The following is an 11,730-nucleotide window of genomic DNA, read 5'->3' as shown; positions in this document are numbered from 1 at the left end:
TAACTCTGTGGATAAACACTATATATAGGGGGTGGATGAAGTATTGATAACAATATGGTGGTTATTTTAGTAATTTCTGCGATCTTAACAAGCCTTGACGCAGCGGCAATTTTACTGATCGCGGGCTGGCCGTTTTCCTAAGTCCGCGTTTCTCAAGGCCCTGGGTCCATGTCAACAGGGCGAGAAATTTTTTCTTATTTTTCCTGAATGCGGGATCTTTGCGCACCCTTGATCCGCCGCCTTTTTTTTTGGCCAAAAAGTATACTTCAGATGCTGAAAATATCCTGACGAATGGCGAAAAAAGCGACGCAGGCACGAAATAAAATTTACGCCGAAGCTAATAAGAAATTCCTGCAAAGGCAGAAGGACAAAAAGTGCGGTGCGAGAAGGGAAGTGCAGCCAAAGCGGAGGCAGGAAAAAATTTCCCTTAAGAAACAGCGTCCTTAAGGGAAGAGGCGTTATTCCGCAGGGCGGTGCGTATGCACCATATAGTTAACGTCGACGCCCGGCGCCAGCTTGAACTTGTTGGTCAGCGGATTGTAATGCAGGCCAATCATATGACGCTCGCGCAGCGAGGTTTCATCAACCCAGTTCAGCAGCTCGCCGGGGCGGATAAACTTTTTAATATCGTGCGTACCGCGCGGCACCATGCGCAGCACATACTCCGCACCGATCACCGCCATCAGCCAGGATTTGCTGTTGCGGTTAAGGGTGGAAAAGAACACTTCGCCGCCGGGCTTAACCAGCTTCGCGCAGGCGTGCACCACCGAGCGCGGATCCGGCACGTGCTCCAGCATCTCCATACAGGTCACCACGTCGTACTGACCGGCGAACTGCTCCGCATGCTCTTCAACGGTTTGCTGTACGTAGTCGACCTTCACGCCGCTTTCCAGCGCATGGAGACGGGCGATCTCCAGCGGTTCCGCGCCCATATCCAGGCCGGTCACTTCGGCGCCTTCACGCGCCATGCTTTCCGCCAGGATGCCGCCGCCGCAGCCGACGTCCAGCACCTTTTTGCCAAACAGGCCGTCGCTGTGCTGAGCGATATAACCCAGGCGCAGCGGGTTAATGCGGTGCAGCGGTTTAAACTCGCCTTCCAGATCCCACCAGCGCGACGCGACCGCCTCGAACTTGGCAATTTCCTGATGATCCACGTTAGCCGTGGCGCTGTTTTGCTCTGCCTTCATTGTTTCTTACTCCCTGGAAGTTTGGCTTCAGTATACATCTTTCCGCAGGCGAACGGCCGACAGGATAAAAGCGCGCGATTAAAGCGGGCGGAACGACGCTTTCCGTTCACCATAGTGCCTAAAGGTGATATACTTTCGCACCTTTAAATCCGGGTATAATTTAGAAGGAAAGCGCCTCCATGAGTGACCTGGCCAGAGAAATCACACCGGTCAATATCGAAGAAGAGCTAAAGAACTCTTACCTTGATTATGCCATGTCGGTCATCGTTGGCCGTGCATTGCCAGACGTCCGCGATGGCCTGAAGCCAGTACACCGTCGCGTGCTCTATGCCATGAACGTGCTGGGCAATGACTGGAACAAACCTTATAAAAAGTCAGCCCGTGTTGTCGGCGACGTTATTGGTAAATATCACCCGCATGGCGATACCGCCGTGTATGACACTATCGTGCGTATGGCGCAGCCTTTCTCGCTGCGCTACATGCTGGTAGACGGCCAGGGCAACTTCGGTTCCGTTGACGGCGACTCCGCTGCGGCAATGCGTTATACCGAAGTGCGCATGTCTAAAATCGCTCACGAGCTGCTGGCGGATCTGGAAAAAGAAACCGTCGACTACGTGCCGAACTATGACGGCACCGAGCAGATCCCGGAAGTCATGCCGACCAAGATCCCGAACCTGCTGGTTAACGGTTCTTCGGGCATCGCCGTGGGCATGGCGACCAACATTCCGCCGCACAACCTGACGGAAGTGATCAACGGCTGTCTGGCCTATATCGAAGATGAGAACATCAGCATTGAAGGGCTGATGGAACACATTCCGGGGCCGGACTTCCCGACCGCCGCCATCATCAACGGCCGTCGCGGCATTGAAGAAGCCTATCGTACCGGGCGCGGCAAAATCTATATCCGCGCGCGTGGCGAAGTGGAAGTGGACGCTAAAACCGGCCGCGAAACCATCATCATCCACGAAATTCCCTATCAGGTGAACAAAGCGCGCCTGATCGAGAAAATGGCGGAGCTGGTGAAAGAGAAACGTCTGGAAGGGATCAGCGCGCTGCGCGATGAGTCCGATAAAGACGGGATGCGCATCGTGGTGGAAGTGAAGCGCGATGCGGTAGGCGAAGTGGTGCTGAACAACCTCTACTCGCTGACCCAGCTGCAAACCTCTTTCGGCATCAACATGGTGGCGCTGCATCAGGGCCAGCCGAAGATCATGCCGCTGAAGGATATTCTGGAAGCCTTTGTTCGCCACCGCCGTGAAGTGGTGACGCGCCGGACTATCTTTGAACTGCGCAAGGCTCGCGATCGCGCGCATATCCTTGAAGCGCTGGCGATCGCGCTGGCCAACATCGATCCTATTATCGAGCTAATCCGCCACGCGCCAACGCCAGCGGAAGCGAAAGCGGGTCTGGTGGCGCGTCCGTGGGAGCTGGGCAACGTTTCCGCCATGCTGGAACGCGCGGGCGACAACGCGGCGCGTCCGGAGTGGCTGGAAGAAGAGTACGGCATTCGCGACGGCCAGTATTACCTGACCGAACAGCAGGCCCAGGCGATCCTGGATCTGCGTCTGCAGAAGCTGACCGGCCTGGAGCACGAAAAGCTGCTGGACGAGTACAAAGAGCTGCTGGAGCAAATTGCCGAGCTGATCCGCATTCTGGAAAGCGCAGAGCGCCTGATGGAAGTGATCCGCGAAGAGCTGGAGCTGGTGCGTGACCAGTTTGGCGACAAACGCCGCACGGAAATCACCGCCAACAGCGCCGATATTAATATTGAAGATCTGATCAACCAGGAAGATGTGGTCGTGACCCTGTCGCATCAGGGCTACGTGAAATATCAGCCGCTGACGGATTACGAAGCGCAGCGTCGCGGCGGCAAAGGCAAGTCGGCAGCACGCATCAAGGAAGAAGACTTTATCGACCGCCTGCTGGTGGCCAACACCCACGATACGATCCTCTGCTTCTCCAGCCGTGGTCGTCTCTACTGGATGAAGGTCTATCAGCTGCCGGAAGCGAGCCGTGGCGCGCGTGGACGTCCTATCGTCAACCTGCTGCCGCTGGAAGCGAACGAGCGCATCACCGCAATTCTGCCGGTGCGTGAATACGCGGAAGGCTGGAACATCTTTATGGCGACCGCCAGCGGCACCGTGAAGAAAACCGCGCTGACCGAGTTCAGCCGTCCACGCAGCGCCGGCATTATCGCCGTCAACCTGCGCGAAGACGATGAGCTGATTGGCGTGGCGCTGACCAACGGCAACGATGAAGCGATGCTCTTCTCTGCGGCGGGTAAAGTGGTGCGCTTCGCCGAGAACGCGGTGCGCGCGATGGGCCGTACCGCATCGGGCGTGCGCGGCATTAAGCTGGCGGAAGGCGATCGTGTGGTCTCGCTGATCGTGCCGCGTGATGACGGCGCTATCCTGACGGTGACGCAGAACGGCTACGGTAAGCGTACCGCCAACAGCGAGTACCCGACCAAGTCTCGTGCGACCCAGGGCGTTATCTCGATCAAGGTTACCGAGCGCAACGGGCCGGTTATCGGCGCGGTGCAGGTGGTCGACAGCGATCAGATCATGATGATCACCGATGCCGGTACGCTGGTGCGTACCCGCGTGTCTGAGGTCAGCGTGGTTGGCCGTAACACCCAGGGCGTTATTCTGATCCGTACTGCGGAAGATGAAAACGTGGTGGGCCTACAGCGCGTGGCCGAGCCGGTTGCCGAAGAAGAGCTGGATGCTATCGACGGCAGCGTGGCCGAAGGCGACGAGGACATCGCGCCGGAAGTGATGGAAGACGACGCGCCAGAAGGCGACGAAGAAGAGTAATTTCTTCCGCTTAAGGTGCCAGAGGCCGGTTCAGTGAACCGGCCTTTTTTTATGCGCCGAAGAAAATGCGGAAGACGCTACGCAGGATTGGCGTCCGAAACGGACAGCGGCGAAGAGGATTGCTATACACGCAGGGCGAACTACGGAGGGTTGCCATGCAAATCAAAGCCGAACGTTATTTTTCTCCGCTGACGGGCAGGGGAGAATGTTATCTGGTCAGCGTAATTAAGCGGGACGGAAGAAACCGGGAATACATTGTTGAGATCAATCCATTACACAGGGCAATGTACTTTCTTTTTACTGGAAACTGGACGCATGATTATGTTGAAAATTTCGCCTGGATAGTAAGCTTTTATCCGCACGATGCGCTATTGTTGCCAGGCAAAGAGGGACGTTTTAAGCCTGACGGCGGCATGAACTTTACGCGTAGCGAGCTGGAGAAGTTTATGGTGCAGGGAATTGGGGCCGCCATAGAGGATTTTTCGCAACGGCATCGGCCGATGATGCTGGTAGCGGTGGCGATCCGGAAAAAGCTGGGCAGGTTGTATCATCGTCTTCTTATCCGGCACGCAGAGGCGGCCGGTTATCTTTATCATCAGACATATGTGCAGGAGGCTATTTATGTTATCGAGAAAAAATCAAAAAGCGCAAAGCCAGAGCGCGCGCCGACCTTCCAGAGAGGAGATTATTGCGCTATCGCTGGGTTGTATGAATGAATCTGCCGAGAAACTGGCCGCGCTGGCGCAAAAAAGCGACGTTTTTGCGGCCTGTCGCCGTTCCGCTGACGGTTATCCAGAAAAGTCTTAAGTAAGCGCGGCGTTTTACGCAGAAAACAGCGCGTTGAGCGTACGGGTAACTGGCTTTTTAACGGCTCTGGCGGTACTGTAGCGGGATCGTATTTGTCATCCCGACCAGCCGCCACTGTAGGTTCCGTTTGAAATATTTAGTCTCGTTCAGAACAACGTTAAGGATCTCTCGCTATCTGTTCCGGGCGCTGGCGCTGATGCTCTGGACGCTCGGTGCGCTGCTCACCACCTTTTATATTATTAACGTGCTGCACGAGAAAGAGGCGCAGGTACGGCAGGAGTTCAACGCCAGCTTTGAGCAGGCGCAGTGGTATATTCGCCATTCTACAGACGTTACGCGAGAACTGAAATATATCGCCGAGAACCGGCTGAACGCGTCCGCCAATGGCCTTGACGTGCTCAACGGCGTTTTTCCCGGCAAAACGGCGCTGCCACAGTTCTATCCGCTCTATTCCGACTCTGACTGTAGCGCCATGAGCGATGTCTGGCGCAATTCGCTGGAGTCGCTGAGCTATTTCCTGCACTACTGGAAAGCCAATTTCGCTTCCGCCTATGAGCTGAACAGGGTGTTCTTTATTGGCGGTGAAAGCCTGTGCCTGGCAGACTTTGGCGTCGGCAACGCCTCCGCCGACCGCGAGCGCGCGCTGAAAGCGCTGCACGAACGCATCCTGAAATACCGCAGCGGCAATGATGAAGAGCGCAAAAACAGCTTCTTCTGGATCGCGCCGGCCAGCCAGCCCGGTACGGGCTACTACTATATGGTGACGCCGGTGTATGTCGCCAGCAAAATGGCGGCGCTGCTGGGCATTGAGCAAACCATCCGCCTGGATGATTTTGTGGTGCCGGGCAGCTTCCCGGTCAATGCTATGCTGCTGGACGCAGACAATCAGCGCGTGCTGGCCTCTTCCCGGCCCGGCAGCCGGGTATCGCTGGACGATCTGCCCGACGACAGTACCTGGTTCGGCTATATCAACGGCTACAAACAGCTGGTGCTGAAAAAAACGCTGACGCCGTCTTCGCTGACCATGGTCTATTCGGTGCAGACCAACGAGATGGTCGAAAAGCTGAAAATGCTGATCATCAATGCCATCCTGCTGAACGTCATCAGCGCCATTATTCTGTTTACGCTGGCCTGGCTGTTTGAGCGGCGCATGTTTTTGCCCGCCGAAGATAATGCCCATCGCCTGGAAGAGCACGAGCAGTTTAACCGTAAAATCGTCGCCTCTGCTCCGGTCGGCATTTGCATCCTGCGCACCAGCGACGGCACCAATATCCTCAGCAACGAGCTGGCGCATAACTACCTCAGTATGCTGACGCAGGAAGACAGGCAGCGCCTGACCGAAATTATTTGCGGCCAGCAGGTTAACTTTGTCGACGTGCTGACCGGCAGCAATACCAATTTGCAAATCAGCTTTGTGCATTCGCGCTATCGCAACGAAAACGTGGCGATTTGCGTGCTGGTGGACGTCAGCGCACGCGTGAAAATGGAAGAGTCGCTACAGGAAATGGCACAGGCTGCCGAGCAGGCCAGCCAGTCGAAATCCATGTTCCTGGCCACGGTCAGCCACGAGCTGCGCACGCCGCTGTACGGCATTATCGGCAACCTGGATCTGCTGCAAACCCGCGCGCTGCCGAAAGGCGTAGAGTCGCTGGTCACGGCGATGAATAACTCCTCCAGCCTGCTGCTGAAAATCATCAGCGATATTCTCGACTTCTCTAAAATTGAGTCCGAGCAGCTGCGTATTGAACCACGGGAATTCGCGCCGCGCGAGGTGATCACCCATATCGCCTCTAACTATCTGGCGATGGTGGTGAAAAAACGCCTGACGCTCTGGTGCTTTATCGACAGCGACGTGCCGGTCACGCTGGACGGCGATCCGATCCGCCTTCAGCAGGTCATCTCTAACCTGTTGAACAACGCAATTAAGTTTACCCACACCGGCGGCATTATTTTGCAGGCCTACGTTAAAGACGGCTATCTGGCTTTCCGCGTGCGTGATACCGGTGTGGGCATACCGGCCAAAGAGATCACCCGCCTGTTCGATCCGTTCTTTCAGGTCGGCACCGGCGTGCAGCGTAATTTCCAGGGCACCGGCCTGGGGCTGGCTATCTGTGAAAAGCTGATCAATATGATGGACGGTGATATTGAGGTCGATTCCGAACCGGGAATGGGCAGCCAGTTTATCGTGCGCATTCCGCTTTATAACAGCAAGGTGAAAACCCCGCAGCGGCACGAAGGCCTGGAAGGCAAAACCTGCTGGCTGGAACTGCGTAACGAGGCGCTGGCCGCTTTCCTGGAAAAATTGCTCGACGGGCACGGCCTGAAGGTGCAGCGCCTGCATGAGCTAAGCCGCTGCGAGCCGGATGACGTGATCGTGACCGATTACGACTTCCAGAGTCAGCAGGTGCACCGGGCGACTATCCGCTTTGACGGCAGCCATAACGATGGCCCGCAGGAGCTCTCGCCGGGGCGTTGGGTTTACGGCACCACCACGCCGCACGAGCTGCCCGCGCTGTTGGGACGCATCTATCGTGTTGAAGTAGAGATGCCGGACGCTTCGTCAGAGCTGCCGGAAACGGACGAGAAAAGCGTCACCAACGAAGATATTCTTATCCTGGTGGTGGACGATCACCCTATCAACCGCATGCTGCTGTCCGATCAGCTTGGCTCGCTGGGCTATCGGGTGAAAACGGCGCAGGATGGCGTGGATGCGCTCAACGTGCTGAGCCGCAACGAGATTGATATTGTCCTGACCGACGTCAACATGCCGAATATGGACGGTTATCGCCTGACGCAGCGCCTGCGGCAGCTGGGCCTGACCTTCCCGGTGGTCGGCGTCACCGCCAACGCGCTGGCGGAAGAAAAACAGCGCTGTATGGAAGCGGGTATGGATAACTGTCTGTCGAAGCCGGTTACGCTGGACACGCTACAGCAGACGCTGGCGTTTTACGCGGATCGGGTCAGGAAAAGCCGGGAAGGGTAACGCGGACAATAAAAAAAGCCTGGCGGGAGCCAGGCTCAGGACAAGCCCTGGGGGTTTAGTCTTTATCCACCGGCATGGTGCTGACGGATGAAAGATAGTTCAGCAGCGCGATATCGTTATCCACGCCCAGCTTCATCATCGCCGACTTCTTCTGGCTACTGATGGTTTTGATGCTGCGGTTCAGCTTCTTGGCGATTTCGGTTACCAGGAAACCTTCCGCAAACAGGCGCAGCACTTCGCTCTCTTTCGGGGACAGGCGCTTGTCGCCGTAGCCGCCCGCGCTGATTTTCTCCAGCAGTTTAGCCACGCTTTCCGGCGTATACTTCTTGCCTTTTTGCAGTGCGGCCAGCGCCTTAGGCAGGTCGGTTGGCGCGCCCTGTTTCAGCACGATCCCTTCAATGTCCAGGTCCAGCACGGCGCTGAGGATGGCCGGGTTGTTGTTCATGGTCAGAACGATGATCGACAGGTCCGGATAGTGACGCTTGATATACTTAATCAGCGTAATACCGTCGCCATATTTTTCACCAGGCATCGACAGATCGGTGATCAGGACGTTGGCGTCGAGCTTGGAAAGGCTGTTGATTAATGCTGTGGAATCTTCGAACTCACCGACAACATTGACCCATTCAATCTGTTCAAGTGACTTGCGAATGCCGAACAGAACAATAGGATGGTCATCGGCAATAATTACGTTCAGGTTGTTCATATTATTGGTTACCTTGCTGCAGCAGTTCGTTGACGTAGCGGTCAATTTCACTGGTGGTATTTTTAATGTTTGAATTGTCACACTCGGTTATGTGCTGTTCTAACGTTTCACAAAGCTGCTTGCCCGGTGTCAAATTAAGCATGGCAAACACACCCTTCAGGCGATGCGCAGTCTGAGCAAGCGAACTCAAGTCCCTTTCTGCTGCCTCATTATACAATCTCTTTACATCATCTGGTACTGTCTCAACAAACAGCTGGAAATAGCCTGGCGCGAACAGCTGCGCAGGCGTCTCCTCTTCTTCGGTCTCATCCAGGGCCAGCTGAAGCTCAATAAGCTGCAGTAACGCATCCTGCATAGCGCTGCTGATATTGAAATTCACCCTGAAGCGATCGCGGGAAAGCGCGGTGTAGCCCGCCTCATCATCCGTCAGCAGCAGCGACCAGGCCGTCAGGCTGGCCGGGTCGTCCGTGACCAGCACATCGTGATCCTGTCCGGAAAAGCGCTCGTCCGGCGTAATACAGCTGGCGCCCCAGTTTTCTAACTGGTGCACCACAATTTTTCTGACCTCATCCACGTTGATATCAATTAACGCGGTCAGACCTTCCAGCAGCTTCTCTTCCTGAGCCTGCTGGTGTTCCTGCGGCGCATGAACCTGGATGCTGTAACGGGTGCCGATATCGGGACGCGCGACAATTTCAAGATGCCCGCCAAGCTGTTTGCACAGCTGCTTACAAAGGAAAAACGCCAGCCCCGAAGCCTGACCAAAACGGTCAAAGCTGGTTTCGCCGAGGAAAGGAAAATCGGTGTTGCCCATCTCGTCCACCGTCAGTCCGGCGCCGGTATCCACCATTTCAATCGCCAGCCTGTCCGGCCGATCGGCAGGATGGCTGACCTCAATAGAGATGCGGCCCCAGCTGGTGCTGGTAATGGAATAGTGCAGCAGGGTGGTCAGGATTTTGTAAATAGCGCGCCGATCGCCAAAACGGTTCTCGTCGCTGTTCAGACGGTTGCTGACCACCAGTTTCAGCCCCTTACGCCGCAGCGAGGGCAGGGCCTCGGTCACCAGCTCATCAAGCACGCTTTGCAGGTTAAAGGCTTCGGCGTCCGGCGCCCAGTCGTGCGTTTCCAGACGATTTAACAGCACGATATCATCCACCAGCCGACGCAGCGCCTGCGCTTCCTGCAGCGCGTCTTCCAGCTGCTCGCCAGGCTGCGCGGATTCGATAGCCTGCAAATGGCCGATCACATCGCCCAGCGGCCGGTTCAGCGCGTGTCCCAGATTCTGCAACAGCTGCTGACGCGTCTGGTGGCTTTTATCCAGCACCTGCTGCGCTTTTTGCAGCTTTTTATTCACCAACAGCTCGCGATCCTGATCGCGCATCATAAACAGCTGGGTGCTGGCCGCCAGCATACTGCGCGCATGGCGGATCTCATAAACTTCGTTGTTGACGGTAGCCTGCAACACGCCCTGATGCTGATCGGACATATTGATAATCTTTTGCAGATTGAGATGCGGCAGCAGGTGCTCGGCGATTTTGTTGCTGATAATCGTGCGGTTGCTGGCAAAGTCATACACCAGCAGGCCAACCGGCAGGCTGGCCACAATCTCTTCGTTGAGGATGCGCAGCGACTCCAGTTCGGCGCTCTGGTTTTCGCTGGGGCGCAGCGACTGCTGGCGCAGCAGCAGCAGACCGGCCAACGAAAGCAGCAGCAGCACAAAATTCGCCAGCAGCGGCCACATCAGGTTACGCAGCGTGTCGGCGATCAGGCCGAGGATCGGCACGCGATAAACCAGCTGCAACGGCGTGCTGGACAGCGAGGCGGCGATTTCTACATTGGGATTCAGCAGCGTGACTTTAGTGCTGTGCGTACTGTCTTCATCCACGCTGGCGCTGCTGCCGGTACCGGCCATATCCTGCTTCAGCTGGAAATTTTCCAGCGGCATATTCAGTGGGATCAGATCGTTAATCGGCAAATCGAAGGCGACCACGGTGGCCAGGTGGCCCGGCTGGTTAAAGGTGGTGCGCACGGTAAAATAGTGGTCATTCTGCCAGGTAAAGCGGCGCAGCGGCGAGAAGCTTTCCCGCTCGTCCAGCGCGTTGGCCTGCTGGAGCATCTCCGCGCGGCGCGCATCGACAATAGTGCTGATGGCGCTCTCTTTATAACGCGTCGCCATATCTTTTAACGGCAGCGTCGAAATTAAAATCAGGCTGTTATCCTGCCCGTTGAGAAAATACATTGACCAGGTGCTGTTTTCGGCGCCCCATAGCGTATCCAGATAGTTAGACATACGCAGCGTCATATCCAGCGTGCTGCTGTCGTGCGAGCCAAAAATCAGCGCTTCGGTTTTACGGCGGGTTTTCTCAAGATAATAGACATCGGGACGCAGGCGGGTTTCCTGCAGGCTGTTCGGCGGCGAGCCTGCGGCATTGGCCGCAAGATTTTCATAAATCTGCCAGGTAGCGAACCGGTAGGTGTCGATACGCTTCTGCATAACGTGAGCGATATCCGCCATCGCATAGCGTTTATCGGTCAGCCAGGCGTTAACGGCGTTGTGGATCATAAATCCGGATGCCAACAGCAGTACCAGGATAAACATCACGAAAAACCGGGTGACGTTACCGGAAGTCAGTGGAAATTTGTAGGGCATCATAGCCGTGGAACCCCAGTTAACGAGCCATCAGTCAGGCACAGGTAAAGGCAAGCCGCGAACAAAAGGCCGGATGAGACAACGGAAGACGGGCAGTGGCTGCCTGGCGATTCATGGGAACACACGGATCTGTTGTGCGGCCACGCGCGCGTAAACAAAGAAATCGCGTGGGGTGCTGCCAGCGCGCAGGCGCTTGCGGGTCTGGCATCCTGAATCGTCATAGGTTCCGTTAAAAGCTTGTCGCGGTAAACACTACTTTTTATCACATTTCGCTAAATTAAAGAAGAACGCGCCACGGGCAAGGCGCATATTATATCGCGACAAAACCATAGCGACGCGGGCGTTTGTGTTAAATAACCTGAAAAAAAGCCCCTGTTAATCAAATATTGAGGCTAAAGGTGATTTTACAGATAACTCCTGGTGGATAGCGCGCGATCTTCGCTTAACTCAAATCATTGGCTAAAGGTAAAAAAAACGTTTTGACGCGCTTTAGCTCCGCTTTACGCTCTTGCTGTTTTTTTGTACTACCCCTGCCGTTTGCCTTTGCCGATTTCTGCACGCTGATATGAAAATTTGCGCGC

The 11,730-nt window shown here is 55.6% G+C and carries 6 protein-coding genes; 3 read left to right on the top strand and 3 right to left on the bottom strand.

What is annotated here, in order from left to right:
* Positions 1 to 458 precede the first annotated feature (458 nt).
* Complete coding sequence (gene ubiG, locus ACVWZ0_RS15315; RefSeq protein ID WP_125288228.1) at positions 459 to 1,187, bottom strand: bifunctional 2-polyprenyl-6-hydroxyphenol methylase/3-demethylubiquinol 3-O-methyltransferase UbiG; 729 nt, start codon at positions 1,185 to 1,187, stop codon at positions 459 to 461.
* 179 nt (positions 1,188 to 1,366) lie between these two features.
* Between ubiG and gyrA the strand changes: the two genes are divergently transcribed.
* From gyrA to rcsC, 3 genes are all read left to right on the top strand, one after another.
* Positions 1,367 to 4,003 carry a DNA topoisomerase (ATP-hydrolyzing) subunit A gene (gene gyrA, locus ACVWZ0_RS15310; protein ID WP_253459830.1) on the top strand — a complete coding sequence of 879 codons (2,637 nt, stop codon included), beginning with the start codon at positions 1,367 to 1,369 and terminating at the stop codon, positions 4,001 to 4,003.
* 155 nt (positions 4,004 to 4,158) lie between these two features.
* Positions 4,159 to 4,719 carry a hypothetical protein gene (locus ACVWZ0_RS15305; protein ID WP_253459833.1) on the top strand — a complete coding sequence of 187 codons (561 nt, stop codon included), beginning with the start codon at positions 4,159 to 4,161 and terminating at the stop codon, positions 4,717 to 4,719.
* Between the two features lie 218 nt (positions 4,720 to 4,937).
* Positions 4,938 to 7,793 carry a two-component system sensor histidine kinase RcsC gene (rcsC, locus tag ACVWZ0_RS15300; protein ID WP_253459836.1) on the top strand — a complete coding sequence of 952 codons (2,856 nt, stop codon included), beginning with the start codon at positions 4,938 to 4,940 and terminating at the stop codon, positions 7,791 to 7,793.
* A 55-nt stretch (positions 7,794 to 7,848) separates the two neighbouring features.
* Here the strand turns inward: rcsC and rcsB are convergent, their stop codons facing one another.
* Together rcsB and rcsD are read right to left on the bottom strand one after the other, a co-directional pair.
* Complete coding sequence (rcsB, locus tag ACVWZ0_RS15295; RefSeq protein WP_034938033.1) at positions 7,849 to 8,499, bottom strand: response regulator transcription factor RcsB; 651 nt, start codon at positions 8,497 to 8,499, stop codon at positions 7,849 to 7,851.
* Between the two features lies 1 nt (position 8,500).
* Positions 8,501 to 11,152, bottom strand: coding sequence for a phosphotransferase RcsD (rcsD, locus tag ACVWZ0_RS15290; protein ID WP_253459839.1), 2,652 nt, complete (start codon positions 11,150 to 11,152; stop codon positions 8,501 to 8,503).
* Between the last annotated feature and the right edge of the window lie 578 nt (positions 11,153 to 11,730).

The organism is Erwinia sp. TECH1 (assembly GCF_054057575.1).
The sequence above is the reverse complement of the archived record's forward strand: the minus strand, read 5'-3'. Positions and strand labels throughout refer to the sequence as shown.